The 1,030-nt window shown below is 48.3% G+C and carries 1 protein-coding gene; it reads left to right on the top strand.

What is annotated here, in order from left to right; all coding sequences use genetic code 11:
• On the top strand, window positions 1-1,030 hold a 1,030-nt coding region (ligA, locus tag FTT98_RS17930; RefSeq protein WP_180177640.1), incomplete at both ends, for an NAD-dependent DNA ligase LigA.

Genomic DNA, 1,030 nt, shown 5'->3' with positions numbered 1-1,030 from the left:
GTTGAAAATATTGACTGGCAAGTGGGTCGTACCGGGACTCTAACGCCTGTAGCACGGTTGAATCCGGTTGCTGTGGGCGGCGTGACCGTTTCCAATGTGACCCTGCATAATATTGGTGAAATTCATCGTCTGGATGTGCGTATTGGTGATACCGTCAGCGTTTATCGTAGTGGTGACGTGATTCCTAAGGTTGAAAAAGTCTGGCCAGAATTCCGTCCTGCCGATGCGGTAGAAGTGTATTTGCCAGAGAACTGTCCAGTGTGTGATTCTCCTGTGGTCATGCCAGAAGGTGAAGCACTGGCACGCTGTTCAGGTGAGCTGTATTGTGCAGCGCAGCGCATTGAGACCATCCGTCACTTTGTTTCACGTAAGGCCATGGATATCGAAGGTTTGGGCGATCGCTGGGTGGAGTCACTGTTACATCTCAATCTTTTGAAAGATGTGTCGGATATTTATCACTTGCATGAGCATCGTGAGCAATTACTGCAAATCGAAAAAATGGGTGAAAAGTCCGTTCAAAATCTCATTGATTCGATTGAGAACAGCAAGAAAACTACATTGGCAGCGTTTATTTATGCGCTCGGGATTCGTGGCGTAGGTGAAACGACAGCACGTATGCTGGCCAATACTTTCCAGACTCTCGACGCTTTGCGTAGTGCTGATGTAGACGCTTTAAAGAAAACACCGGATGTTGGTGATATTACAGCAGAGTGGATTGTTGATTTCTTCCAGGCACCGCATAATCTGGAAGTATTGGATCGCTTGTTGGCTGCCGGTATTCATTGGGATGCGCCAATTGCACCAACGCGCCAACCACTGAATGGCGAAAGCTGGGTAGTGACTGGAACTTTAAGCTCTATGGGACGTGATGAAGCGACGCAATTACTGCAAGCCTTAGGTGCACGGGTCAGTGGGAGTGTCTCTAGCAAGACCAAATGCGTGGTGGCGGGTGAAAAAGCCGGTTCTAAGCTCGATAAAGCAGAAAAACTCGGTGTGCCCGTGATCAATGAAGCGCAATTTATTGCTTTGA

The sequence above is a fragment of the Acinetobacter sp. YH12039 genome (assembly GCF_013420015.1).
GTDB lineage: Bacteria > Pseudomonadota > Gammaproteobacteria > Pseudomonadales > Moraxellaceae > Acinetobacter > Acinetobacter amyesii.
Note: the sequence above shows the minus strand (reverse complement) of the source record. Positions and strands in the feature narration are given on the sequence as shown.